We start from the raw sequence: 24,737 nt of genomic DNA on the forward strand, positions 1-24,737 counted from the left end.
AAGCATGGTTATCGGCTGCCGCTCATCGCATCGGACGACGCCTACGGGCACCTTTAGAAAATGGACTGACAAATTGATCCACCTTGGAATCTTCGCCAAAACCTTCGATCGCAAGACAAGCGCCAGTCTTGCCGATGCAATCGCGCTTGCCGGCTATGAGTGCACGCAGTTCAACATGGCGAGCATAGGCCTCGATACCTTGCCGTCGGTCGTGGACGATGGTCACCTCGAAACCGTGCGGCGTGACTTCGCCGCGAGCAACGTGACCATTCCGGTTATCTCTGGCACCTACAATATGATCGCCCCCAACCCGAAGGTTGTCGAAGAAGGAAGACAGGGTTTCCGCGTGCTCGCCGAAGCAAGCAAAGCACTTGGCTACTCGACGATCACCCTTTGCACCGGGACCCGCCATGCCATGGACAAATGGAAAATTCATCCCGACAACGCCGGTGAAGAAGCTTGGAGCGCGTTCCGCGGCGAACTCGACCGGCTGATCGAAATTGCCGAGGCGCACGATGTTGTCCTTGGTGTTGAACCTGAGCCATCGAATGTCATTTCCTCGCCGACGAGTGCGCGGCGCCTCCTCGACGAAGTTGGGAGCAACCGCGTCAAGATCGTGTTCGACCCTTTCAACCTCGTTGAATGGAGCAAACGCGATTATGCGTCCGACACCCTGCTTCGGGCCTACGATCTCCTGGCAGATTCGACGTCTATCATTCATGCACAGGATATGCGCATCGACGGCAGGCCTTGCGCGCCCGGGACAGGCTTCATCGACTTTCCCAGGCTCCTCAACCTGTTTGTCCGAGGCGGCTTCTCGGGTCCAGTCATCGCCCATGGTTTCGATGAGAGCGAAGCCGCGTCGACCGCCGCATTTCTCTCCGATCTTCTTCCGTCAAAGGAGCCGGTCCGCTGATGGGAAAGGGCGCCACGCGTCACCTCTTTCTGTCGCCGCATCTCGACGATGCGCCATTCAGCTGTGCCGGGCTTATCAGAAAGCTGACGAGCGGTGGCGACGACGTCATTACCTCGACCTTCATCACCGCCGACGCCATTGGCGCGCTTACGCCACTCGCGCGCCGGTTTCATGGCGTCTGGAACCGCGGCGACCGTCCCTACGCGATCCGCCGGCAGGAGGATCGGCAGGCCGCAAATTTCCTTCGAGCGCGGTGCCGTCATGAGGGGTTTCCGGATGCGATCTACCGCACGGATGACAATGGGCAGCCGATATACAGCGATATTCCGCAGCTATTTGCCGGACTGAAGCTCGCCGACCAAAAACATGTCGAGGCGGCCAAAGCCAGGCTTGGCCAGATCATCGCTGAGGAACGTCCCGACATTGTTTATGCGCCGATTGGTATCGGCCGTCATGCAGATCATCTCATGGTGGTTGCGGCGGCCAAAGATGTCTGCCTCGGCCGTCAGACGCTCAGGCTTTACGAGGAATTCCCTTATCTGCTCGGGGAATTCCCGGCCGAACACCCGATAACAGTCGAACGCGGCCTCGAGCTCTCGGGTTGGCAACAGTCAGTCCCTGAATTCATCGACGTGGAGCTTGCGGCTCGGATCGAGGCCGCGCTGCTCTATCCGAGCCAGATCTCCGAAATCTTCGGCAACGATGCTGGTCTCGTCGAAGCGATGCGACGACATGCCGAGCGATACGAAGCGCGCTCCGGCAGGGAGAGACTGTGGACACCAGGATACCCAGCACCTTTTGAAGGAGGGTTTGATGCCTGACGATCGTGACAATGAAAGCGCACTTCGCGTTCTCGCGGTCGGGCTTGGCCATATGGGCATTTCGCACGCTGCGGCTATCACTCGCATCGACGGCTTTGAACTGGTCGGCATTTGCAGCCGCTCGGTGCTTTCCATGGAAGTGCCACCTGCCTTGTCATCCGTCGATCGCTTCAATGATTTCGACGAGGCCCTGAAAGGGCTTAAGCCAGACGCGGTCATCATCAGTACTTATCCCGACACCCATGCCGATTTCGCGATCAAGGCAATGCGGGCCGGAGCCCATGTCTTCGTGGAAAAGCCGATGGCGCGGAGTGTTCAAGAGGGTGAACACATGGTCGCCGTCGCCAAGGAAACACAGCGCACTCTCTATATCGGCTACATTCTGCGCGTCCATCCCTCGTGGCGCGAGCTCATTAGGCGCGGCAAAGAACTCGGCAAACCGCTGGTCATGCGGATGAACATCAATCAGCAATCAATTGGGCATTCCTGGACCTGGCATAAAAACCTGATGAAGTCCCTGCCCCCGCTGGTCGACTGCGGCGTGCACTATATCGACGTTATGTGCGAACTGACGGGAGCCAAGCCCGTTCGCGTCCATGGCATCGGCGCGCGGCTCACAGATGAGATCGCCGAGGACCAGTACAATTATGGTCAGTTGCAGGTGGCCTTCGATGATGGCTCGATCGGCTGGTACGAGGTCGGCTGGGGCCCGATGATGAGCGAAGTGGCCTACTTCGTGAAAGACATCGTCGGGCCAAAAGGTGCGGTCAGTATCACGATGAGTGAACAGGGTGACGCCGCCAATGAAGGGGCATCGACGACCGCGTCTTCGGACATCCTGAACCATGTGAAAACGAGCGCGCTGCGGATCCACCATTCTGCGCTCAATCCGGACAATTCCCTGAAACACGCCGACGAAATCATCAGGATGGCCGACGAGCCTGATCATGACGCACTTTGCGAACTTGAGCAGCGCGCGTTTCTCGGCGCCATCCGAACAGGCGCGATCGACACGCCGGACCTCACAGCTGCGGTGGACAGTCTCCGGGTCGTTCTTGCCGCCGACGAGAGTATCCGCACCCGGCGTCACATCGACCTCTAGGCAGAGAAGGTTGCCCGACTTGACGAACGATAGTTTCATCCGATCTCTCAGCGGTGCATCCCTGAATGTCGTCAGTCGCGGCAATCATGGGCTCCCCGTGTTGTTCCAGCACGGCCTCGGCGGTGACGCGCACCAGGTAGCGCGCATTTTCCCCGACGATGAACGGTTCGCTCTGACCACGATCGAATGCGCCGGGCATGGTGGCTCGTCCTGCCCGCAGCCGCGGGCCTTTTCGATAGAGGCCTTCTATCAGGACATGGAAGCATACTCAGCTGGGCGGTTCCCGCACGGCTTTGTTGTGGGCGGCATCTCGATGGGCGCGGCGCTTGCGCTTGCGCTTGCGATCCGGAACCCTTCGCGTGTGCACGGCCTGATCCTGGTGCGCCCCGCATGGTTTCTGGACAAATCTCCTGACAATCTCGAGCCGATCCGGGCAGTCGGCGAATTGCTGCGGAGATACCCGCGCAAGAAGGCTCTCGAGATCTTTGTTTCGAGCGATCTTGCGGCTCGGATAAGGCGATCAAGCCCAGACAACTACAGCACGTTGACCGATTACCTCGGAGAACACCAGCCTGAATGGCTTGGGAAACTGCTGTCGGACATCGCAGGAGACGGTGTGGAATTGTCTACCGAGCAACTTGCGGCCATCAAGGTTCCGACGCTCGTCATCGGCGTCGACGCGGACGACATCCATCCCTTCACGCTCGCCGAGAAACTCCATCGGTTGATCCCTGGCTCCCGGTTTGAAAAGGCGCCGCGGAAAGACGACGTTCACGCCAAACCCAGCTACGCCGAGCGGACAGCCGAGCTCATCCTAGGGTTTCTTGGCGAGATCGAAGAGCCAACGCCAGACAGGCGCGACAGCACCGCGGCCCTGACGAGAAATTAGCGTTGAACTGAATTCCTGCGGGGGCGGCCCGTTCGGCAGACACGACTCGTCATTTTACTGAAGACCATCAATCAGCAACACAAAGAGGAAAATCCGATGCAATGGCTCAAAGAAATCTTCCACGTTGATAAACCAATCATCGCCATGTGCCACCTCCAGGCACTGCCTGGCGATCCGGCCTACGATACGGCCGGGGGCATGAAAATGGTTATCGACAAAGCTCTTGCCGACCTTACGCACCTTCAGGACGGTGGCGTCGATGCGGTCATGTTCTCAAACGAATTCAGCCTTCCCTATCTGACGAAAGTGCGCCCGGAGACCACTGCCGCCATGGCGCGTGTGATTGGCGAGGTGATGCCATCGATCACGATCCCGTTTGGCGTCAACGTCCTTTGGGACCCCATCGCCTCGATCGATCTGGCCGCCGCGACCGGTGCACTGTTCATCCGCGAAATCATCAGCGGCGTCTATGCGAGTGATTTCGGCCTTTGGAATACCAATGTCGGCGATACCATACGCCACAAGATGCGTCTCGCCCCGGACTTGAAGTTGCTTTACAACATTGTTCCCGAGGCCGCCTCCTATCTCGGCAACCGAAACATCGTCGATATTGCAAAGTCCACGGTGTTCAACAATCGTCCGGACGCGCTTTGTGTCTCAGGTCTGACCGCTGGCGCCGAAACCGATACGCAGATCTTGTCGAGCGTCAAAGCCGCAGTTCCCGGTACCGTCGTGCTGTGCAACACCGGTTGCAGGCTCGAGAACGTGGAGCGCCAGCTATCGGTCTCCGATGGCGCGGTTGTAGGATCCACGTTCAAGATTGATGGTGTGTTCGAAAACGCCGTCGATCCGGCCCGTGTGAAGGCGTTCATGGATAAGGTGAAGTCAATTCGACATTAGGCCCCGGTCCCCGGTTTGAATGCACCCCGGGCTTGGGTCCCTACGCTCTCCCCTTGATCGGGTGAGCGAACCTGGGTCGACGCTTAGCGGTGACATGCAGGGGGCTCGCTCTTTTGCATGTTGCCGACCACAAGTTCCATCATTCTGGAGGATTGAGATGGTTTACCCCTTGAAAGACAAAGTCGCTCTGATCACTGGAGCAAGCTCCGGCATCGGACTGGCGACAGCGCGTGCATTGGCTGCGCAGGGCGCTCAGCTTGCCCTGACCGCTCGCCTGGACACTGAGTATTCGAAGCTCGTTGAAGAGTTTTCGGGCCGGGCCTCGATCGTGGCCGCCGACCTGTGTGAAGACGGAATGGTCGAAAAGGTGGTCGACGATCACCTTAGGACTTTTGGCCGAATTGATGTTTTAGTGGCCAGCGCCGGGATGTTCCATCAGGGCTATGTACCGGACGATGATCCCGAAATATGGGACAGACTTATCGGACTGAACGTCAACAGCGTCTTTCGGACAATCCGCCGCGTGCTCCCAAGCATGGTGGCACAACAGGCCGGTGATATTGTCGCACTTAGCTCCGTTTCAGGACATACGGCGATCCACCACGAGCCAGTTTACAGTGCGTCGAAGCACGCCATTCAGGCTTTCATACACGGCCTGCGCCGGCAAGTTGGGCAGCAAAACATTCGTGTGGGGGCTGTTGCTCCAGGTATCGTTTTGACAAAACTTACGGGCTACACGGACGAAGAACAAATAGCAGAAAAGGTCCGACTGGGTGAAGGCGTGCGAGCAGAAGACGTCGCTGACGCGATTACGTTCATGTTGTCGCGCCCTCGACACGTCACCATTCGCGACATGGTGCTGCTCCCGAGCAACCAGCCGATCTGACATTCGCCACGTCGAATGTGTGCTGTACGAATACTAGCCCTCCAGCTAATCACCGCAAACGACAAGACGTCTTCCTCGGGGGGCAGTTGGGGGGCGGATCACGCACCGCGTGCGCTCAGGGCGCGGAAACGAATACCTTGTCTTTCGAGTATGGTGCATGTTGAGACCGGCTGCACGATCTCGTGCAACAGTTATGACAACCTGCAGCAGATCGGCACATCATCCTCTTTTGGATCGCCTGGCAATCTTGTTCGCCGCTGGCATAACTATTCCCCGACGAGAGGCGTTCGAGGGGCCAAACTCACGGCGATGGCCAGCCGGCATACGAGAATCGTTGACCCGGTGTTTGCTTCCCGCGAGCGGAGCTTATCAAAGTATATCGGACGTTACGCGACCTACGGCATTTCGGCTAAATGTCCCTAGTCTGATCTAGGTCCACGCGCTCGCAGTAACGCCAAGCATGAAGGTCCTACATCCATCAATCCATTTGTGCGAGTGCGCGCGTAGATAAGATCCTATAAAGTTGCATCGCACGATATCGCGCATTTTTAGACTTGACTGCACGCGAACGTGCATATCATATGTTGGCAACTGGGGAGGCCAGTGATGGTGGAGCGGAGCATGAAACTGTCCAGGAGAGTCTGTGGGCTGTCACTGCCTGCGCGTAAGGTGTTCAGTCAGCCTTAGGGCGCGCTCAATACCAAAAGATTCTCTTCACCAAAAGATTCTCTTCCCGGCCCGAAATTCAACAAGAAAAGGGGTTCAACCAATGCAATCGATCATTTCTCGTCGTCACCTTCTGAAGACTACCGGAGCCGCTGTTGCTGCGGCGACGGCCAGTAGTCTTTTCGGCCGCTACGCGCAGGCGCAAGACGCCGAACTGTCTGTGTTCGGCCCGCTACCGCCAGATCCCGCTCCTCCCGGAGCGGCGAAGTTTGCTGAGGCGGCATTCGAAGCGTGGAAAGCGGCAAATGCGACGTCCGTAAACTATGAGATGCTGGCGTGGCCGCAACTTCATGACCGCATGGCAACTGCCTTCGCATCGGGATCCGCACCTTGGGATATCATGTACATGTGCGCGTGGGTCCCCGAGTTCGAAAGCTTCCTCTATCCTTTCGTCGACGATCTCCCGGCCGAATTGATCGCCGACCTTCCGGAGTCCAGTTTTAAGACGGTCACGTGGAAGGGCAAGCGCTATGGAACCGTCTTCACGCTCTCGCTGCTCAATCTCTTCTATAACAAAGAGCATCTTGAACAGGCGGGTATCAAGGAGCCCCCAAAAAATTGGGACGACTTCAAGCGATTTACGAAAGAGTTGACCCGCGACGGACGTTTTGGCTACGTCTCGAACTATGCGGAGGCGGCCGGCATCGGCGGGGCCGCGAGCTACTGGATGGCATTTCTGCAGCAGGCTGGCGGTACGATGTACGGCGAAGACGGCATGCCGGTCTTTAAAGGTGATGCCGGCGTCGATGCTCTCCAGATGATGCTCGATCTGAAGGCGGCCGGAACCGAGCCGGGTTCGATCTCCTACGCCGGGATCAATGACGCCACCAACGTCTTCTCATCCGGTCGCGCGTCGATGATGATGAACTGGCCATTTATGTGGGCGACGGCGCAGGATCCCAAACAGTCGAACATCGTCGGAAAGATGGGCGCTACGATACTTCCTGCGGGCCCTGCAGGTTCCGCCTCGATCGACGGCACGGACGCCTGGACGATTAGCAATGCCAGCCAACATCCTGACAAGGCCCGAAAGCTGGTTGAGTTCTTTATGTCAAAAGAAATTCAGAAGCGTCAGGCACTCGATACCGGGTGGTTGCCGTCTCGACTGTCTGTCCTGGGTGATCCGGAGGTCCAGGCGGCACTGCCGATCGCAAAGGTGGTGCTTGAGCAGGCGCAACACCCCTATGAGAGTTTTGTCACGCCAGACTTTACCGAGGTAACGCAGGCGATTGGCACTGAAGTTCAGAAGGCGCTGCAAGGACAGAAGACGGCTATGGAGGCCATTGCTGAAGCGCACGATCTGGTGACGGCGATCGTCAAACGTCGCGGATGATGTCCCCAGAGGTGATATAGATGGCCACAACATTCGAGAAACGCCGACAGATGGTCGGCGTTGTTCTTATCGCGCCTGCACTAATCGTCATAGCCGGGATCCTTGGTTATCCGATCGTAAGGTCGGCATTGCTCGCGCTCCATGACGTCAAGCTCAGAGCCGGCAAACTCGATCAGGTCTGGGTTGGACTGGCGAACTTTAGGCAGATGTTTTCTGACCAAGGTCTGCAGCACGCCGCATTAAACACGCTTTACTTTTCCGCAATGGAGGTCATCCTCGTTGTCGGGATCGGTTTGGGCGTTGCGCTGCTTTTGAACCAGCCACAGGGCAGAAGTGGGTTTCTAAAGATATTGCTTGTTGTCCCTTGGGCAATCGCCCCGGTGGCCAACGCCGTGCTGTGGAAGTGGATTCTCAACTCCAACTACGGGGTTTTGAATGCCCTGCTAAAGACACTTGGGCTGATTGATGGCTACCAGGTCTGGCTGGGGACGCCGTTCAGTGCATTGAATTTCCTGCTTCTCGTCGACGTATGGAAGTCTATACCTTTTGTCACACTCCTGATGCTGGCGGGTCTCCAGCGGGTGCCTGTCGCCCTGCACAAGGCAGCGTACATGGATGGCGCAAACAGCTTCCAAAGCTTTCGCTATATCACACTGCCAGCCATCAAGGACGCTATCGGGATTGCAGTGATCCTCCAGACGATCTGGTCGCTACGGGTATTTGACATCATTTTCGTTCTCACGCGTGGGGGCCCCGCTGACGGAACAGTGCTTCTGAATTTCCTGGCCTACCGGGTCACGTTCAATTTCCTTGATATCGGCTACGGCGCGGCAATCGCGAACGTCATCTTCATCCTGACGTTCATGCTTGCCATTGGCTATCTGTGGCTCCTCAAACCCAAGCCCACGGCAGGTGCAAAATGAGCTTTCAGGCCTATCGCAACGGCGGGCCAGTCAAAAGGGTCGCTGTCTATTTCGGGTTGACGGTGTTTGTTGTCTGGTCAATTGCACCGATCGTATGGCTTATTGTGTCGAGCCTGCTGGAACAAAGTGCGTTGATCGCCCAGCCACCGGATCTTTCGCCATCCAACTTTACGGTCGACAACTTCGTCACCGTGGCGGCATCTGCAGCTGCGCTCGGGCGTGGCGTGGTAAACTCGCTCATCGTCTCGCTGTTCTCCACGGCACTCGCCCTGGCTTTGGGAGCACCGGCAGCCTACGCGCTCGCTCGCCTGTCCGTTCCCTTTTCGAATGCGCTCGGGTTTATCATTCTTGCAACACAGATGCTGCCGGGGATCGCGATTGCAATACCGCTGTTTCTGATCATCAGCTATTTGGGCCTGATCGACAGCGTGCTGACCTTGGGCGTCGTTTATCTGTCGTTCAACCTCCCGATCGTCATCTGGATTTTGCGCGGATTTTTCCTCAGCATTCCCGTCGGGATCGAAAAGGCAGCAGCCGTCGACGGCGCGGGTGTACTGCGAACGTTCTGGTACATCATCTTGCCGATTTCGATCCCCCCTATGGGAGCAGCCGCCGTGTTCGCGTTCATTGAGGCGTGGAACGAATTCTTCTTCGCTTTGATACTGACACGACAGAGCGCGCAAACAGTGCCGCTCGCGATCGCCCAGTTTGCGGGACAATATCAAACAGTGTTCGGGCAGATGATGGCGGCTGCCGTGATCAGCGTCGCGCCCGTCATCGTGATCGCAACAATCTTCCGGGACCAGATCATCCGCGGTTTCGCCGACGGCATGATGAAAGGATAGACAGTGACTGACGTAAGGTTGAAAGAGGTTTCCAAACGCTTCGGTAGCTTCCAAGTCTGCCACAATATCGATCTTGATATAAAGGCAGGCGAATTCATCACGCTTCTGGGCTCGTCCGGTTGCGGCAAAACCACCACCCTCAACATGGTCGCGGGCCTTGAAGACAGCACCTCCGGTGACATTCTGATTGGCGGAAGACGTGTCAATGACTTGTCGCCGGTCGAGCGCGACGTGGCGATGGTGTTCCAGAACTATGCGCTCTATCCGCATATGACAGTTGCGCAGAATATCGGGTTTACGCTGAAGATGCGCGGCGTCGCCGCATCAGTGATCCGGGAGAAGGTCCAGAAACTTGCAGCCTCTCTGGAACTCGACCATGTACTTGAGAGATTTCCAGCGCAGCTCTCCGGGGGGCAGCAACAAAGAGTAGCGATCGGCCGCGCCCTCATTCGAGAGCCGCGTATCTTCTTGTTCGATGAGCCATTCTCGAACCTTGATGCTTCGCTCCGAGTAAAGATGCGCACGGAAGTCAAGCAACTACATGTGCAGCAGAACGTGACTTCGATTTTCGTGACCCATGACCAGGAAGAGGCGATGTCGATATCGGACAGGATCGCCGTCATGTATCGCGGGCGCGTTGAGCAGTTTGGCACCCCCGAGGAAATCTATGCACGACCGGCCACCCGTTACGTCGCTTCGTTTATCGGGAGCCCGCAGATCGAGCTCCTCGATGGGGTTTTAGCCGAAGCAAACGGATCTATGTTCATTCGTGCCGGCGAGCAGACGCTTCCGGTGAACGTTGCTCCACGCAATTTCAAGGTCGGCAGACCAGTGGAGTTCGGCGTTCGGCCGGAGCACGTTCGCCTCGGTGAAACCGGACTTGAAGGCCGGGTGCATATGCTTCAGCCGGTCGGGCCGGCGACCCATGTAAACATCGATACAGCGGCTGGCAAGTTCACTGCAAGCGTGCCGGGCTTCCTCCAGGCTAAAACAGGTGATGCAGTCAAAATCGATATTCAGGCGCCGCATGTGCATGTATTCGACAAGGAAACAGGTGTTCGACTTTGAAGGTCCGTTAGTTATAGATGGCGGTGGTGTCTGCGTTTCCTCGTTAACAGGAGGCCACCGGTTCTGCCCTATGTATACGCAGGCAACCGGTTGCCGCATCGGATCGTGCCGCACGCACGACTGGCCACCCCGGCGAGATCTTCGAAAGGCTTCCCGTTGGACGGAAACGTTCCGCACGCCAACGTCGATGGATTTCCTGCGTCTGCATCATCGTCGCTCACCGTCCGATCAGGAGGTCATCCAGCTTATCTCCGCTTTGCATATCAGTGACAAGCCTCCGGAAATCAATCGTGTGATTGTGGGCATGACAGGCGCCCGACGGATCGGAGCTAACGCGCCTTTCGCGTTCGTGAGGTGATCTTGCGATGATGCCAGCTATCGAGCAGCATCAACGGTTCTATAATGGAACCAGCCGGAAACGAAATCTCACCGCCATTCGGACCCCGGAGAATAGCCGAAAGTCCAACGTGGCTCCTGGCCTGGGAGGGGCATCAACGCCTGCCATTAGGTTCACTCGGCTGTTGTCGATCCCTGCTCGACGACGGCCGTTTCCCTCTCGGCTTTCTATACCGGTCGTGCCGCAGCTCGGCTTAGCGCCCATCCTCCTCGCCGGCCACGGGGTAAATCTCTAGTGGCCATTCTTCATCCCAACGCTTCGCGCGCCATAGCGAAAGTCATGAACATGCGCAGCCGCGGTCGAGAGCGAGGCCACGTGGTAGCGGCGCGAGACCTCCATGAATTCTTATAAATTGCTTGGAGAGGATGATGGCGAACACATTGCCCCTTTGCCCCCTGCAAATGAACTCGCTTCGGCGGCTGAAACAGGGCCGCACGCTTGAAGAGGTTGCCATAATCGAGGGCCGAAGTATCGGTGACATAGAGCGTTGTTTGGCCGATGCATTGGTGCTGCTCGGCGTGGCGTCGATCGAGGAAGCCATTCTCAAGATCGAACACGCTCAATCGGAGTAAGCATAATGATGCAGCTCCTAACCTGCTAAGGCTCCTGCATCACCTGCAAGAGGCTTGAACCTGCCAACGTTCGGAGGCTAATCAAACGTTCGTTCGAGGCAACTCACAGTATTGCCGTGACCGCCTGGGATTCTCAGTTGCGGCCGGAGCCACTTGCTGGCAGCCCCGGCGATGACGCATGGCTACTGGCCCGCCCCGCTTTGATCAAACGCGACCGCCTCCCCACGGCAACGTGACATCGCCTATGCACCGGCCGCTGGACGATTACGAGAACCTCAATGGTGCCATGTGCCGCAAGGAAGCCCGTACCCTGTCGCAGTCATTGACGCTGCGACAGGTGCGTCGGCTGCTGAAGCGGATACGAGCTGGAGGCGCAGCGTCAACCCGGCACAAGGCGATAGGCCGACCGTCGAACACCGGATCATGCAAAGGATTTTCGCGGCCTAACCGCGGTTTCCCGACGCGGGAACCTGAACAAGCGGAAGCGACGCAGCAACTGGAGGCTTGGCGCGCGAACCCGCCCAAGCATCCTGCGATCAGACAAAGGTGAAGTCGGAGGGGGTAAGGTGCATGTTAGCCAGGTCTGAGACGCTACCTACTTCCGACAAGTGGGCGAAGACATCCACGTGATTAGGCGAAGTAACATACGCTAAATCGACGGTCCTGGTATCGGCGTTGTGGTAGACGATGATGTCGCCGGCGCTCTCTCCGGATATAGCGCTCGTTGCGTCAGACCCGCTGGCGAAACTCTGGTCTGTGATTACCACGACGTGTTCACCGCTCGCACCCGAGGCCTTGCCCTCATAGAAGGTATCAACGGTGGAACCCGCCTGAAGGTCGGCGTGATTGATAAAGTTCGCACCACTATTATCGTTGCCCAATCCCTTCACATCGAAAGCGAAAGTATCTTGAGCCGGGTTAAAATCCAGGATCGTCGATACCGGTTCCGGGATTGGCCCAAAATAAAGCCCCGGCTCTGGAGTGCCCGGCGTCGGATTGTGGAACTGGAAAACGAACGTGTCGGAGCCTTCGCCTCCTGCCAACGAATCCCTACCGTCCCCCACGAAGAGTGTGTCATTGCCTCTTCCACCATCGATATAGTCGTCGTCGTGACTAATGATGCGCGGCTGGTCGTGCCCATTGTCGCCGGAGAGAATGTCGTTACCGTCATCGCCATGGATTTGATCGCCGCCCGGACCACCGATCACATGGTCGTCCCCCCTCCACTGAACACGCGGTCGGCGCCCGCACGAGCGTAGATCTTGTCATCGCCACCTTTGCCAACGATCATATCGTTACCATTGCTGCCCTCGATGATATCATTGGATTCTGTTCCCAAATACATGCTTCTAAAGCTCCTAATGTTACTAGGTTTGGTTATTACGGGACTCCCTATAACCGCGACCACCCACTCTGTGAAATTCTCTGTTTGAATACAAAGCATCGACGGAACGGATGATTAAGCGCACATCAAGAACAACGTTGGCCTCCCGTGGTGCCGATTAAAAAGCTCGATCCGATTCTACGGCTGGTTCTCAAATCGGGTTTGTCACGTTGGCACGATTTGTGGTCAGGTCGTGAATTGGCTCTTTGAATGCGAATGATTGTTAAGCGTCTTTTGCTCCACGCCCGGTTACTGTCTTTCCGAGGCCGTTAAGTGTGCGGCCGGGCACCCACTGGTCGACTGACAAGGTTACGGCAAATCACCGTCCGTCACTGGGACATCGGGGACTGTATTGATGGGGTTGTCTTCTCTGTTCGGCGTGGTGAGGTCAAACACCTTCTGACTGTCCGTAGCTACGGTTATTGATGTCTTCGCAGTATCGCGCTTCTCTCCGGGATCCACTGTGCGGCCCTCACACTATGGGACCAGAAGAATGAGGCGGAACAATTTAATCGGCGACCTGATCGCAAAAAACGACCGTACTAAACAACCACGCGAACTCACCATCCGTCGTCCTGCGAAGGACATCTTTCCACCGGCGGCGAAATCTTCTTGTCTCCTTTTTCTCGTTACCCTGATTGCTAACTACGCAGCAACAGGCAGCCTCTCCTGTGTCCAGCAGAATTCGGTTCCGTCACTCCACAATGCAATGCATGATCACCGCAAGCCGTCGGGCCAAGGCTACAACCGCCTTTTGCCTACCGCGGCGTTTGGCGATATTCATCGCCCACGCTTTTTAGCCACGACAATTTCTTAATGGTTACAAGCAGGACTTGCGCTGCTTCGTACAGCAGGGATCGCATCATCGCGTCACCGCAACAAGATACCCGCCCGCCCCGTTTGCTTTCACCAACTCGTTCAGTCTCGGCGCTATTATGGACGCGTCGAACGGCGGCTGGCTTTGGGTCGCCAGGTTGATGAGAGTGAGGTCGCCGCAAGGTTCAAGAACGGTCCTTTTACGAAGACCGAGAAGGAGCGAACCAACGTCAAGCGCCCATCGACAACACCGAATAGGACCGACCCCTGCAAGCTCGCCGGGTACAAACGCCCCCGACGAGCTTCGGCAACGGCGACGCTGTCTTACGGTCGATCGAAAATACCGTCCCGGGCGCTGCGCTTTTGGTCGTAGCGCTAATGGGCAGCTAGTGGGCAAGCAGAGGTGGAGCAGGGAAGTCCAGTACATTGCTCGTATAGCTTTCGACCAGCGCACTGAACGGAGTGCCGTCCTGAAGCTTCAGCACTGCATGATGTTCGAGAAGAAAGGGCGGTAGTACAAGAGATGATCCCGTTGCGGGTGTCGGTAGCTCCTTTTCTACGTCCCATCCTTCTGGAAGAGGGGACCACAGCAAATTGGAAGATAGATTTGTGCGGGTGAAATTAAGAGATTGGACGGCTCTGCCAAAGGCGACGTCGCTCGTATTCAACGCTTTATTCATGTCCATTGTCAGCCTTGCCGGAACATACCAATTGTCGGCCTCAGAAAGGACGCGATTGCCGCAAACGAGGCGGACATGTCGGTAGGCGATGGGCTCGTCGGGGCCGACCGCCAGAAGTTCTCGGATGCGGCTATCGACGGGCTTGTCTCGGCCGCGAACCCGCTGTGCAACGATCTTAGAACCTAGCGGTGCGAGCTTGTGTCCGGCACACCAGCGATCGAGCGTCAAAGTGGCGCTAGCATTACTCAGGAGATTTGCATTCAAGGTCTGCAGAATCGCAAGTGCCTCAATCCGTGCCGTTGGCGTGTTAGGCCATTGCACCGTGGTGAACGAATCCTGCGCCGATATGCTATGCGCGGCCAGCATGATCGCAGCAGCAGGTGCAAATGCGATAACCCGTATAAACTTCCAACAGTAAATTGACACGAAAAGTCATCCTTTGTGGCGAGTTTGATGAGCGTTGAGACGATTTTTATTGCCAGGGAGGCTTTCCCACAAGCCCCGCTCGAAGGGGACTCCTAGAACGCGGTGTGAGCGGACGCTAGGATGATGGGGGCCGCCTCGGACATAAACCGGCCGGTTTCCAAAGGCAGGAGTAACGTCCGTCATAATGCCTCAGCAGCCATCACTGGTGCCATGACAATCCATGACGTAAATGGGTGCGATCCAAAGAATCGATTTTTCCAATAAGTCGAGTGCCGTTAGAACGCGTTGAATTTTACTTAGCGCGACAACATGACGGTTTTGCCACGAAGTTCCGACGGAATTTTAGCTGTCATGGCGATCAAAGACTGATTGTAGCTTCGCTCACTCCAGACTGACGGGACTAGGTGAGCGCGTTGTGGCCGATATGCGAAAACGCGGAGAGTGTATGTGCGGGATTGTGGGTATTGTCGGCCATCATCCGGTTTCGGACCGGCTGATAGACGCATTGAAACGCCTTGAATATCGTGGCTACGATTCGGCGGGCGTCGCGACGATCGACGGTGGAGCGCTCCATCGCCGGCGCTGTGAGGGCAAGCTCTTCAATCTTGAGGCAAAGCTGAAAGAACAGCCTCTGGCGGGCACAATCGGCATTGCCCATACGCGCTGGGCAACCCATGGCGCGCCGACGGAACGCAATGCCCACCCCCATTTTAGCGACGGCATCGCGGTCGTCCACAATGGGATAATCGAGAATTTCACCGAATTGAAGGATGAGCTGACCGCGGCCGGCGCCGAGTTCCAAACCGACACCGACACGGAGGTCATCGCGCATCTCGTGGCAAGACTTCGCCGGGACGGCATGGGCCGGCGCGAAGCTATGCATGCGATGCTGAAGCGCGTCCGAGGCGCTTACTCGCTGGCTCTGCTTTTCGAGGAAGACCCTTCGACTATCATGGCTGCCCGTAATGGCCCGCCGCTCGCGATCGGTCACGGAAGCGGCGAAATGTTCCTCGGGTCGGACGCGATTGCGCTGGCGCCCTTAACCAACGAGATCACCTACCTGATCGACGGAGATTGGGCGGTCATCGACAAGACTGGCGTCCGTATCTTCGATATCGACGGCGAGGTCACCACCCGACCGCGGCAGATCTCGCTGGTGACGGCCCCTATGATCGACAAGGGCAACTATCGCCATTTCATGGAGAAGGAAATTTACGACCAGCCGGAGGCCATCTCCGATACCCTCAGCCATTACATCAACTTCAGCGACAATAAGGTAGTCGCGGTTTGGCGCGACACGGTCTTCGCCAACGTGCAAAGCTTGGCGATCTCCGCCTGCGGCACTGCGTACTTTGCCGGGCTGATCGGCAAATACTGGTTCGAGCACTACGCACGTCTGCCGGTCGAAATCGATGTCGCGTCAGAATTTCGGTACCGCGAAATCCCGTTCTCGCCACAGGTGGCAGCTCTCTTCATCTCACAATCGGGCGAGACGGCCGATACACTTGCTTGCCTACGCTATTGCAAGGAGCACGGCTTGAAGACCGGTGCAGTCGTCAACGCGCCCGAATCGACGATAGCACGGGAGTCCGACACTGTGTTCCCGATCTTCGCCGGTCCTGAGATTGGCGTTGCGTCTACGAAGGCCTTTACATGCCAGCTCGCCGTTTTGGCTGCGCTCGCGGTTGCTGCTGGCAGGGCGCGTGGCACCCTTACGGAGAAGGAGGAACAGACACTGGTCGGCCGGCTTGCCGAGGTGCCGCGCGTCATGGGGCAGGTGCTCAACAGCATCCGACCAAGGATCGAGCTTCTGTCGCGTGAATTGGCAAAGTGCCGCGCCGTACTCTATCTTGGCCGCGGCACGAGCTTCCCTTTGGCCATGGAAGGCGCCCTGAAATTAAAGGAGATTTCCTATATTCACGCGCAAGGTTATGCTGCCGGCGAACTGAAACACGGTCCGATTGCTCTCATCGACGAGAACATGCCGGTTGTCGTGATCGCACCGCACGACCGCTTTTTCGATAAGACCGTTTCCAACATGCAGGAGGTTGCGGCCCGCGGCGGACGGATCATCTTGATCACCGATGAGAAGGGCGCTAGCGCCTTGAAGCTCGACACGATGCAAACAATCGTTCTTCCAAATGTGGACGAGATCATAGCGCCGATGATCTTCTCGCTGCCGATCCAATTGCTCGCCTATCATACCGCCGTGTTTGCGGGCACTGACGTCGATCAGCCGCGCAACCTGGCGAAATCAGTCACCGTCGAATAGGCCGTGGTTTCCGTAAGGGACGAATGACAGAGTGTAGATGACTTATATCTGCTGAGCATTTGGAGATCGACATGCCGCAAACGAAGATAATTGGCTTCTCGGGCAACATAACACGACCGTCCACGACGCGCACATTCGTCGACCATATCGTCGGGCAATTGGCAATCAAAACGCAAGCGGTGGCGCAGTCCTTCGATGTCGATGACCTTGGACCTTCACTGTTGAAAGCCAAACGGATAGACGACCTCAGCGCTAAAGCGCGCGGGGTCGTAGACCAGATGCTAGAGGCAGACGTCCTGGTCGTAGGCTCACCCACCTACAAGGGCAGTTACACCGGCCTATTCAAGCACTATTTCGATTTGCTCGATCCAACATCGCTGAGGGGCAAGCCTATCATCATCGCTGCGACGGGCGGGGGCGAGCGTCATTCGCTTGTCGTCGAGCATCAGTTGCGTCCTCTGTTCGGGTTCTTTGAAGCGCTTGCGATGCCGACCGCAATCTATGCCACGCGTAATGACTTCGCCCACGGAGAGGTGATTTCCGAGACCATCCGCATGCGTGTAGGCCGGGCTGTCGAGGAAGCAGCATACGCAATAGGATGAGCAGACTCAGCAAACGGCGGCGCAACAGGCACTATTGTCCCACGCGAACCTTACGATGCGATTTAGCCGTATTCACCGCCTCGCAGCCGACGAAAAACTGCTGCCTTGGATGGCGCAATAGCCCGACATCACTGGTGTCCCGCTAAGATGTTTTGAATAGTTGAGTTTTGTCACCTTCGAGACCGTCAGGCATTTCAACTTTGCACCACAACAGCCGACATTTTTGACGCCACGGTTGAGCGCGGACACCCGTGAACTGCGAGGAATTGCCATTTGAGAAAACCGTGTATTCTATTCGCTGCCGTTCTTGTCTGTGCAGCACTCCAGTTTCCCTCCGCTAATAGCATGGCTGAACAGGCGGCCGCGCCTGCTCTGACCGTTTCTCTGACGGCGCCGGCAATACGGGACTGGCTGGAAACCGTTCCCGCGAGCGGCTGGCTGAAACCGTGGCAGGAAGCAATCATTGCGTCCGAAACGAGCGGCCTGCGCATCACCGACGTCCTGGTCGATGTCGGCTCGGTGGTCACGAAAGGGCAGACGCTGGCCCGGCTTTCGCAGGACAGCGTGCTGGCAGACCTTCGCAAACAGGAGGCGGCTGTCGTCATCGCCAAGGCAAAGCTGACAAAGGCCAAGGCAAATGCGGATCGTGCACGCCAGCTTCGTTCATCCGGCGCTCTTTCCGACGAGAAGATCACCGAATATTTCGCCGACGAGCAGACGGCGACGGCAAACCTGGCATCCGAGGAGGCCGCGCTCGACAGCGAAAAGATCAAGTTTGCGCAGACGACCATCACCGCCGCCGACGATGGCCTCATAACCTCGCGTTCGGGCGATCTCGGCGAAGTAGTCTCCACCGGCACCGAGCTCTTCCGCATGGTGCGCCAGCAGCGTGTCGAATGGCAGGCGGAAGTATCGGCGCGTTATCTGCCGCGGATTTCGGAGGGTTTGAGCGTTGCGATCAACGGACCGGACGGTCACGCCATTTCCGGCAAGGTGCGGCTGGTCGGCCCCTCGGTCAGCACCGACACCAGCCGTGCGATCGTCTATGTTGCGCTTCCGTCCGAGGTTCGTCCGCGCACCGGCCTTTATGTCACTGGCAATATCGAGCTGCAGACCACACCGGCGCTCACCGTCCCCGAGACGGCGATCGTGTTCCGGGATGGCATCAGCTACGTCTTCACCGCCGGCGAGGACAAGCGGGTGCGACGGGTCCGCGTGGAAACCGGCCGCCGCAACGATGGCGAGGTCGAAATCATCTCCGGCATCGACCGGTCGGCAAAGGTCGTCACGTCGGGCGGTGCATTTCTGTCGGACAATGACCTCGTGAAAATTGCGGAGAAAAACTGATGAATTTCTCCGCCTTCTCGATCCGCAATCCCATACCAGCGATATTGCTGTTTGTGATGTTTGGATTTGGCGGGCTTTGGGCATTCAAACAGCTGGCGGTTCAGTACTTTCCGGACATGGACCTTCCGACCATCAGCGTTACCGCCACGCTCGATGGGGCTGCGCCGACGCAGCTCGAGACGGAGGTTGCCCGCACCATCGAGAATAGCCTCACCTCCTTGAGCCATCTCGATCATATTCTCACAACGATTACCGATGGCACCGTCTCGACCAAGGTATCCTTCAAGCTGCAGAAAGACAGCGAAACGGCCCTCAATGAGGTCCGCAATGCCGTTGATAGCGTCAAGGCCGATCTCCCGGCACAGATGGCGACGCCGATCGTTACGAAGGCCACCGTCCAAAGCTCCGCAGTTGTCACCTATGCCGTCCGCTCGACCGCTCTCAACGAGACCGAACTGTCCTGGTTTGTCGATAACGATCTGACCAAGGCGCTGCTATCGGTCCCGGGCGTCGGCCAGGTCAACCGCATCGGCGGGATCGATCGCGAGATCCACGTCGATCTCGATCCTTCGACGATGTCGTCGTTCGGCGTCACCGCCGCGACCGTATCAGCGCAGTTGAAGGCCGTGCAAGGCGACAAGTCCGGCGGGCTCGGCGAGATCGGCGGCACGCGTCAGACATTGCGCACGCTCGGCGCCGTAGAGTCGGTCGAGGCCCTGAGGGAGCTCACTATACCGCTCGCTAACGGGCAGCAGGCCCGGCTCGACGACATCGCCTCGGTCGAGGACAGCTTCGCCGAGCGCTCCTCGATGGCCTATCTCGACGGTAAGCCGGTGATCGCCGTCGAAATCAAGCGTTCGAACGGGTTTTCCGATAGCAGTGTTTCGGCTGACGTTGACACGGCAATGAAAAATTTTGCAGCGGCGCATTCGAATGTGCAGATCCATGCAGTCTACAGCCTGATCGGATCAATTCTCGGCAATTATGACGGCTCGATGCACATGTTGTATGAGGGGGCCATCCTGGCGATTGTGGTCGTCTGGCTCTTCCTTCGGGACTGGCGCGCGACGATCCTGTCTGCTGTGGCACTGCCCTTGTCGGTCATCCCGACCTTCCTGTTCATGTATCTCGCCGGCTTTAGCCTGAACGTCGTCACCTTGCTGGCGCTGTCGCTGGTGGTCGGAATTCTCGTCGACGACGCGATCGTCGAGATCGAGAACATCGCCCGCCACCTGCAGATGGGCAAGCGGCCCCTCGATGCTGCAATGGAAGCCGCCAACGAACTCGGGCTCGCCGTCATCGCCACCACCTTCACGCTGGTCGCGGTCTTCCTACCGACGGCGTTCATGAGCGGCATACCAGGCCTCCTATTTCGTCAGTTCGGCATCACCGCCGCTGTTGCCGTCGTTGCCTCGCTTGTCGTTGCCCGTCTGCTCACCCCCATGATGGCCGCCTATTTCATGAAGGCTCATCCGTCGGAGCAGAAGGATGGCCGATTTATGCGCGCCTATATGGCGATGGCCAAGGCTGCCCTCAATCACAGGAAGACAACAGTGGCCGTGACTGCCGTCGTCGTTGCGCTTTCGCTTTCCGTTATCCCTCTCTTAAGAACGGGATACCTGCCGGCCGCTGACGACTCGCGGACGCAGATCACGCTCACCCTGCAGCCCGGCGCCACTGTCGAGCAAACCGACGCCGTAACCAGGAAGGCCGCAGATATTCTCAGTGAGTTTCCCGACGTGACGCATGTGTTTGCTGCTGTCGGCTCGGCATCCTCAGGCGGTGGTGCGACGGTCGCAAGGAGCAGTGTCGGGTCTGCCGCGATCGTCGCCACGCTGACGCCGATTGATGGGCGCGACCGCAAGCAGTCGGAGATCGAAAACGATATTCGGCAGGCGCTTTCCGTCCTCCCCGGAGTGCGTGTGGCGGTCGGTATCGGCTACGGTACCAAGCTCGAGTTCACTCTGGCCAGCGACGATGCCAATGCGCTCGATTGCGCCAGCACGGCGCTCGAGGAGCAGCTTCGGACGCTACAGGGCATCGGCGCCGTGACATCGACGGCGGCGAGGCAAGCGCCGGAAATCCAGATCACGCCCGATTTTGCCCGCGCAGCAGCGCTTGGCGTGACGTCGAATGCGATCGCCAGCGCCGTGCGTGTGGCGACGAACGGAGAATATTCTTCCGACTTGCCGAAGCTCAACCTGCCGCAGCGGCAGATACCGATCGTCGTTCGCTTCTCGCCAGAGGCGCGCACCAATCTCGACGACATTAAGAACATGCGCGTGGCCGGCACCAACGGCAATGTCGATCTCGGATCGATTGCCGATATCCGCATCGGCGGCAGTCCTTCGGAAATCGACCGTATCGACCGCATGCGCAATGTCACCGTTTCCGTCGAACTCAACGGCCGCATTCTGGGCGACGTCAACCGCGAGGCGAAGGCGCTGCCGGCTCTCCAGCATCTGCCGCCGGGCGTTACGCTGGTGGAACACGGCGAGCTTCAGCGCAGCTCCGAGCTGTTCCAGAGCTTCGCGCTTGCGATGGCAATCGGTGTGTTCTGCATCTATGCGGTGCTCGTCCTGCTGTTCCAAGATTTCCTGCAGCCGCTCACGCTTCTGATGGCCCTGCCGCTCTCGCTCGGCGGCGCGCTGGTGCCGCTGGTGGTGACGGGGACCAGCTTCTCGATGCCTGCCGTCATAGGCCTTCTCATGCTGATGGGCGTGGTAACGAAGAACTCCATCCTTCTCATCGAATACGCGATCATGTCACGTCGCCGAGGCATGTCCCGGTTCGAGGCGCTCCTCGATGCCTGCCATAAGCGCGCGCGACCGATCGTCATGACCACCCTTGCCATGGCCGCGGGCATGCTGCCGGCTGCGCTCAGCCTGATGGGCGGAGATTCGAGTTTCCGGCAGCCGATGGCGATCGTGGTGATCGGCGGCGTGATGATATCAACGCTGCTCAGCCTCATCATTATCCCGGTCATCTTCACCTTCGTCGATGACCTGCAAAATTTGCTCAAATCGTTCGGTCGCCGAGCGCTTCGACGCCACGCGACCTGCGGGCGAGAGACGGAGTTCAGTAATTTGCCAGGCGATCTCGGCGGCGATGCGGGGAAATCCCTAGAAATGGCTTCATCTCAGCACAAGGTCATCGAACCCACACCTTGATCGGGACTGCAGGCGTTTTTGACGTATGCTTTTCTTTGTCGATCAATCCCACATTGCCGCCAACCCGCGAATGGCATGTGTTCAGAATTCATCCGTTCAAGGCCCATCTTATCGTCTACCGTGTCGAGGAGGACGGAGCAATTTTCGTGATCCTAATACGCCATGGACATGAAGACTGGGCCGGCGAGAAATGAAACCCCGAATTTCCGCCGAGAACCAGCTTCTCAGTGCAAATCAAAACCTCATCCATAGATCGCGGGCGACATCATTTCCTCAATGCCTGCCCCTCCCCTACCCCGCCGCTGGTGGCGCCCGAGCACAGAACCGACCGCCTTTGAATGTGTAAACCGACCAGGAATATCGATGGTTGCCGTATAGTTGAGAGCGACCACGGGGCCGACACCATGGATCGTCGTCAATCGGCGACAAACTTCATCCTCGCGACCAAATCCAAAACCTTCTTGTGCAACTTGGTAAATTCGTCGCGCAGCATTTTGCGTGCAGCCAACAATGGCTGCATGATTTCGTGTAGATCAGGCCTGTGTTCGACCAGCTCATTGATCCGCTCCTCGAATTTGATCTTGCCGACCAATCCGACTTTCAGACTGAAGTTGCGCAACAATCCGCGAATGTCATTCGCGATGGGATGGCTTTTTCCTGCGGTCCGTCTTATTCGGTTGGCTTTCAAAAATGCTTTGGCCTGGATGCGGATCACCGGCAATCTTGCCTTGGCAAGTCCTCTGAAGCCATTGCAACGATGGTCCCTTCAAGACCGATACATTCAGTGCACAATATGTTTCATGCTGCGCTTCTCCCGTTGATGTTTGAGGCCGTTGAAAGACATGACCTCGTTTTATCATTAGACGCTGCCGGGTGATGGTGTTTCGCGGTCGACATTAGCCGCCGCATGATGGAGCTTCGCGGAACGAGCCTTCCGACTCATTCAGCTGAGACAGCGAGGCAATCCCATCAATGGAATGGCTTGGCTCACGTCCCGGCAGGGACGATTCGGATTTTCAGACGTTGAACGCTATGCGGATTTAGGTTGCGGCTCCCGCATTCGGATCAAAAACTCACCAGTCTTCAGCATTGTGTGCATGATCACCGCAAGTTTGCGCGCCACAGCCACGGCGGCTCTTTTGAAGCCTGCGTTCCCGGAGCTGAAGCCCCTATGTCCGCAGGTAACTCTCCTTTGAGATACGTGTCAGAATGACTGACGCAGCTACGTAGAGAAGCCCACGTAAATGACGGTCGCCGCGGCGACGTCACGTTGTCGGCACCTTAACGGTTGGCGGATAATTCGGTTGAGATGAACGCATCGTCCATCAGCTACAAGAACCACCGCTTTCCACCTACATTCATCGGCTCCGCGCCATGGCCCAGTGGAAAGCCGTGATCCGGCGCAGTTGCCTGAGTTCACCGGCAAGGCCCTAGTCAGCGCGTTCGCGAAACGACGTGACATCGCCCGCATCTTGAATCCGGTAGCGTTCTAAGGCTAAGTTCGGGGCCGGTTTGTCGTCGCCCGAAGACACGAACTAGATGGAGCCGCGGGTTGGTAAGCATTGGGGACGAGAAGCGCAACAGGGATCGGCAGACGATCCTATCGCGGTTGCACGAGGAGATCGATCAGCTTCCAAACGCACTCGCTCGGATCGCGAAGTACATCCTGGAAAACCCGGAGAAAGTGCTGCGCCAGTCCGTGGCAGAACTTGGCGAATTTGCGGGCAGTGGCGAAGCTAGTATCCTGCGGCTTTGCCGTCAGATCGGGTTTACCGGGTTTCGCGACTTCAAGCTTGCGCTTGCAGCGGAAGTCGGCCGACCCCAACTCGCCGTTGTCAGTTCTTCAGGTGCTGATCCCGCAATCGACAAACTGCAGCGAACACTGATCGAGAACCTGGAGGTCGCCCACAGCCATGTCGATCTTACGAGCTTGGACAGGATCGCCGAAGCGCTTGCGACCGCCCGCCGCATCGACATCTATGGTGCGGGAATGTCCGGTTTTGTCGCGGAGATGCTGGCATATCGTCTGCTTCGCGTGGGCTTGACTGCGCTCGCCTTCCGGAACTCGCATATGGCGCATGAAGTTGCTAATGGGCTTGGCGAAGGTTGCGTTGCGGTGGCATTCTCAGTCTCGGGCTTGACCGTCGAAACCGTCCAGTTCCTCAAAGGTGCGCGCGCCACTGGCGCAACGACCGTCGCGGTTACCAACCGAACGCAAAGCCCTCTGAGCAAGGCCGCGCATTATAGCCTTCAAGCCTCAGGCCTGCATGACAATCCTTTCGGCGGAACGCTGACGCCAGTGGCTGGCAAGATTTTCGTCATCGAATGTCTGATGCTTGCGCTCGACAAGCACCTGAACCGGCCAATGAAATAAAACTCCATATGTCACATTGGTGAAATAAAGCGCCAATAGAACGATGGCGTCCGCTTCTTCTCGAGGATGGCAGAATGGCGACCGTAAGAAGCCCCTTGGCGTGGCCCGTAAGCCGCACGCTTTCTTTCGAGAACGTGCACTTACGCTGGCGTTCAGCATGCTGCACCGCAGTCGAACACCTACAACATTATCCATGTGGAACCACCACGAGCTTTTCCGGAGGGCGGACGCTCTTCCCCCAAAACTCTTCCAAATAACCAGTTGCAAAAAATGAAATAAAACTCCATG

The 24,737-nt window shown here is 57.5% G+C and carries 23 protein-coding genes and 2 pseudogenes; 18 read left to right on the forward strand and 7 right to left on the reverse strand.

Annotated features, from left to right (window positions below; translation table 11 throughout):
* Positions 1-73 precede the first annotated feature (73 nt).
* From AS026_RS03575 to AS026_RS03625, 12 genes are all read left to right on the forward strand, one after another.
* Positions 74-916, forward strand: coding sequence for a sugar phosphate isomerase/epimerase family protein (locus tag AS026_RS03575; RefSeq protein ID WP_100248116.1), 843 nt, complete (start codon positions 74-76; stop codon positions 914-916).
* The gene (locus AS026_RS03580; RefSeq protein WP_007539700.1) at positions 916-1,737 is read left to right on the forward strand and encodes a PIG-L deacetylase family protein; all 822 of its coding nucleotides are present in this window, start codon (positions 916-918) and stop codon (positions 1,735-1,737) included. The genes AS026_RS03575 and AS026_RS03580 overlap by 1 nt, the downstream gene beginning before the upstream one ends.
* Positions 1,730-2,839, forward strand: a complete 1,110-nt coding sequence (locus AS026_RS03585; protein WP_007539698.1) for a Gfo/Idh/MocA family protein — start codon at positions 1,730-1,732, stop codon at positions 2,837-2,839. The genes AS026_RS03580 and AS026_RS03585 overlap by 8 nt, the downstream gene beginning before the upstream one ends.
* Positions 2,840-2,858: 19 nt before the next feature.
* Entirely contained in the window at positions 2,859-3,728 is an 870-nt protein-coding gene (locus tag AS026_RS03590) for an alpha/beta fold hydrolase (RefSeq protein ID WP_157224565.1), read from the forward strand.
* A 96-nt stretch (positions 3,729-3,824) separates the two neighbouring features.
* Positions 3,825-4,628, forward strand: coding sequence for a BtpA/SgcQ family protein (locus AS026_RS03595; protein ID WP_007539694.1), 804 nt, complete (start codon positions 3,825-3,827; stop codon positions 4,626-4,628).
* A gap of 157 nt (positions 4,629-4,785) precedes the next feature.
* Positions 4,786-5,514 (forward strand): SDR family oxidoreductase, encoded by a 729-nt coding sequence (locus tag AS026_RS03600; protein WP_007539692.1) that lies wholly within the window; start codon positions 4,786-4,788, stop codon positions 5,512-5,514.
* A gap of 769 nt (positions 5,515-6,283) precedes the next feature.
* On the forward strand, positions 6,284-7,573 hold the full coding sequence (locus AS026_RS03605; RefSeq protein ID WP_007539690.1) for an ABC transporter substrate-binding protein: 1,290 nt from the start codon (positions 6,284-6,286) through the stop codon (positions 7,571-7,573).
* Positions 7,574-7,593: 20 nt separating this feature from the next.
* On the forward strand, positions 7,594-8,496 hold the full coding sequence (locus AS026_RS03610) for a carbohydrate ABC transporter permease (RefSeq protein ID WP_007539688.1): 903 nt from the start codon (positions 7,594-7,596) through the stop codon (positions 8,494-8,496).
* Complete coding sequence (locus tag AS026_RS03615; protein WP_007539685.1) at positions 8,493-9,341, forward strand: carbohydrate ABC transporter permease; 849 nt, start codon at positions 8,493-8,495, stop codon at positions 9,339-9,341. The genes AS026_RS03610 and AS026_RS03615 overlap by 4 nt, the downstream gene beginning before the upstream one ends.
* 3 nt (positions 9,342-9,344) lie before the next feature.
* Positions 9,345-10,409, forward strand: coding sequence for an ABC transporter ATP-binding protein (locus AS026_RS03620; RefSeq protein WP_007539684.1), 1,065 nt, complete (start codon positions 9,345-9,347; stop codon positions 10,407-10,409).
* Positions 10,410-10,479: 70 nt separating this feature from the next.
* Positions 10,480-10,767 (forward strand): MFS transporter, encoded by a 288-nt coding sequence (locus tag AS026_RS39165; RefSeq protein ID WP_028747006.1) that lies wholly within the window; start codon positions 10,480-10,482, stop codon positions 10,765-10,767.
* Positions 10,768-11,174: 407 nt separating this feature from the next.
* A complete protein-coding gene (locus tag AS026_RS03625) occupies positions 11,175-11,378 on the forward strand; it encodes a hypothetical protein (RefSeq protein ID WP_062368635.1) in 204 nt (67 codons plus the stop codon).
* A 536-nt stretch (positions 11,379-11,914) separates the two neighbouring features.
* Here AS026_RS03625 and AS026_RS03630 read toward each other — a convergent pair.
* The 4 genes and pseudogenes from AS026_RS03630 to AS026_RS03635 all read right to left on the reverse strand — a co-directional run bounded on the left by AS026_RS03630 (position 11,915) and on the right by AS026_RS03635 (position 14,684).
* Positions 11,915-12,586 (reverse strand): calcium-binding protein, encoded by a 672-nt coding sequence (locus tag AS026_RS03630; RefSeq protein ID WP_007539680.1) that lies wholly within the window; start codon positions 12,584-12,586, stop codon positions 11,915-11,917.
* Complete coding sequence (locus tag AS026_RS44130) at positions 12,583-12,723, reverse strand: hypothetical protein (protein WP_328285769.1); 141 nt, start codon at positions 12,721-12,723, stop codon at positions 12,583-12,585. The genes AS026_RS03630 and AS026_RS44130 overlap by 4 nt, the downstream gene beginning before the upstream one ends.
* A 684-nt stretch (positions 12,724-13,407) precedes the next feature.
* Positions 13,408-13,673 (reverse strand): annotated as a pseudogene (locus AS026_RS39175) (transposase); the annotation flags it as partial.
* A 291-nt stretch (positions 13,674-13,964) separates the two neighbouring features.
* A complete protein-coding gene (locus AS026_RS03635; RefSeq protein ID WP_007539676.1) occupies positions 13,965-14,684 on the reverse strand; it encodes a hypothetical protein in 720 nt (239 codons plus the stop codon).
* 445 nt (positions 14,685-15,129) lie between these two features.
* Here AS026_RS03635 and glmS point away from each other — a divergent pair, with 445 nt between their 5' ends.
* The 5 genes from glmS to AS026_RS42970 all read left to right on the forward strand — a co-directional run bounded on the left by glmS (position 15,130) and on the right by AS026_RS42970 (position 22,269).
* Entirely contained in the window at positions 15,130-16,956 is a 1,827-nt protein-coding gene (glmS, locus tag AS026_RS03640; protein ID WP_007539674.1) for a glutamine--fructose-6-phosphate transaminase (isomerizing), read from the forward strand.
* 71 nt (positions 16,957-17,027) lie between these two features.
* Positions 17,028-17,558, forward strand: a complete 531-nt coding sequence (msuE, locus tag AS026_RS03645; RefSeq protein ID WP_007539672.1) for an FMN reductase — start codon at positions 17,028-17,030, stop codon at positions 17,556-17,558.
* A 273-nt stretch (positions 17,559-17,831) separates the two neighbouring features.
* Positions 17,832-18,905 carry an efflux RND transporter periplasmic adaptor subunit gene (locus tag AS026_RS03650; protein WP_007539669.1) on the forward strand — a complete coding sequence of 358 codons (1,074 nt, stop codon included), beginning with the start codon at positions 17,832-17,834 and terminating at the stop codon, positions 18,903-18,905.
* Positions 18,905-22,075, forward strand: a complete 3,171-nt coding sequence (locus AS026_RS03655) for an efflux RND transporter permease subunit (RefSeq protein WP_028747008.1) — start codon at positions 18,905-18,907, stop codon at positions 22,073-22,075. The genes AS026_RS03650 and AS026_RS03655 overlap by 1 nt, the downstream gene beginning before the upstream one ends.
* Positions 22,024-22,269, forward strand: a complete 246-nt coding sequence (locus tag AS026_RS42970) for a type II toxin-antitoxin system RelE/ParE family toxin (protein WP_081593648.1) — start codon at positions 22,024-22,026, stop codon at positions 22,267-22,269. Before AS026_RS03655 ends, AS026_RS42970 begins: the two co-directional genes overlap by 52 nt.
* A 48-nt stretch (positions 22,270-22,317) precedes the next feature.
* Here the strand turns inward: AS026_RS42970 and AS026_RS44395 are convergent, their stop codons facing one another.
* The 3 genes and pseudogenes from AS026_RS44395 to AS026_RS39195 form a co-directional block, all read right to left on the reverse strand.
* Positions 22,318-22,467 carry a hypothetical protein gene (locus AS026_RS44395; RefSeq protein WP_412770328.1) on the reverse strand — a complete coding sequence of 50 codons (150 nt, stop codon included), beginning with the start codon at positions 22,465-22,467 and terminating at the stop codon, positions 22,318-22,320.
* A gap of 23 nt (positions 22,468-22,490) precedes the next feature.
* Complete coding sequence (locus AS026_RS03665) at positions 22,491-22,790, reverse strand: hypothetical protein (protein WP_028747009.1); 300 nt, start codon at positions 22,788-22,790, stop codon at positions 22,491-22,493.
* 315 nt (positions 22,791-23,105) lie between these two features.
* Positions 23,106-23,337 (reverse strand): annotated as a pseudogene (locus AS026_RS39195) (IS110 family transposase); the annotation flags it as partial.
* Positions 23,338-23,627: 290 nt separating this feature from the next.
* On the opposite strand from AS026_RS39195, the gene AS026_RS03670 reads away from it, so the two are divergent.
* On the forward strand, positions 23,628-24,449 hold the full coding sequence (locus AS026_RS03670) for a MurR/RpiR family transcriptional regulator (RefSeq protein WP_007539659.1): 822 nt from the start codon (positions 23,628-23,630) through the stop codon (positions 24,447-24,449).
* Positions 24,450-24,737: the final 288 nt, after the last annotated feature.

This window comes from Rhizobium altiplani (assembly GCF_001542405.1).
Classification (GTDB): Bacteria; Pseudomonadota; Alphaproteobacteria; order Rhizobiales; family Rhizobiaceae; genus Rhizobium; species Rhizobium altiplani.

Bases quoted from the DNA above. Each gene is read 5' to 3' on its own strand.
- AS026_RS03585 (WP_007539698.1), top strand. From the start codon at position 1,730: ATGCCTGACGATCGTGACAATGAAAGCGCACTTCGCGTTCTCGCGGTC.
- AS026_RS03610 (WP_007539688.1), top strand. From the start codon at position 7,594: ATGGCCACAACATTCGAGAAACGCCGACAGATGGTCGGCGTTGTTCTT.
- AS026_RS03600 (WP_007539692.1), top strand. From the start codon at position 4,786: ATGGTTTACCCCTTGAAAGACAAAGTCGCTCTGATCACTGGAGCAAGC.
- AS026_RS39165 (WP_028747006.1), top strand. From the start codon at position 10,480: ATGTATACGCAGGCAACCGGTTGCCGCATCGGATCGTGCCGCACGCAC.
- msuE (WP_007539672.1), top strand. From the start codon at position 17,028: ATGCCGCAAACGAAGATAATTGGCTTCTCGGGCAACATAACACGACCG.
- AS026_RS03595 (WP_007539694.1), top strand. From the start codon at position 3,825: ATGCAATGGCTCAAAGAAATCTTCCACGTTGATAAACCAATCATCGCC.
- glmS (WP_007539674.1), top strand. From the start codon at position 15,130: ATGTGCGGGATTGTGGGTATTGTCGGCCATCATCCGGTTTCGGACCGG.
- AS026_RS03625 (WP_062368635.1), top strand. From the start codon at position 11,175: ATGGCGAACACATTGCCCCTTTGCCCCCTGCAAATGAACTCGCTTCGG.
- AS026_RS03580 (WP_007539700.1), top strand. From the start codon at position 916: ATGGGAAAGGGCGCCACGCGTCACCTCTTTCTGTCGCCGCATCTCGAC.
- AS026_RS03615 (WP_007539685.1), top strand. From the start codon at position 8,493: ATGAGCTTTCAGGCCTATCGCAACGGCGGGCCAGTCAAAAGGGTCGCT.
- AS026_RS03655 (WP_028747008.1), top strand. From the start codon at position 18,905: ATGAATTTCTCCGCCTTCTCGATCCGCAATCCCATACCAGCGATATTG.
- AS026_RS44130 (WP_328285769.1), bottom strand. From the start codon at position 12,723: ATGTATTTGGGAACAGAATCCAATGATATCATCGAGGGCAGCAATGGT.
- AS026_RS03605 (WP_007539690.1), top strand. From the start codon at position 6,284: ATGCAATCGATCATTTCTCGTCGTCACCTTCTGAAGACTACCGGAGCC.